The 357-nt window shown below is 39.5% G+C and carries 1 protein-coding gene; it reads right to left on the bottom strand.

Translation table 11 applies throughout. From position 1 onward, the window contains the following. On the bottom strand, nucleotides 1-357 hold a 357-nt coding region (locus tag AAEZ02_RS21995), incomplete at both ends, for an aldehyde dehydrogenase family protein (protein ID WP_351125095.1).

Raw genomic sequence — 357 nt, 5'->3', positions numbered from 1 at the left:
GTACCTGAAAGACCACGACCACCAAAAGGTTGCACACCCACAATAGCGCCAATTATATTGCGATTTATATACACGTTACCTGCTCGTGATAGCTTCGCCAAATTTAAGGCTCGCTGTTCAATACGGGTATGGATACCCATAGTTAAGCCAAAACCTGTGCCGTTAATATCATCAATGACTTTTTCTATTTCATCACCTTTAAAGCGAACAATATGAACACAAGGGCCAAATACTTCCTCCTTCAGCGCGCTAATATTGTCTATTTCATAAAGTCGCGGCGCAAAAAAGAAATGTTCGTTATCTGCTATTTCATTTGTTATCTCATCAGAAATATCGCATTGGTATAATAGTTGACCA

This window comes from Shewanella sp. T24-MNA-CIBAN-0130, assembly GCF_040310185.1.
Taxonomy (GTDB): domain Bacteria; phylum Pseudomonadota; class Gammaproteobacteria; order Enterobacterales; family Shewanellaceae; genus Shewanella; species Shewanella psychromarinicola.
The sequence above is the reverse complement of the archived record's forward strand: the minus strand, read 5'-3'. Positions and strand labels throughout refer to the sequence as shown.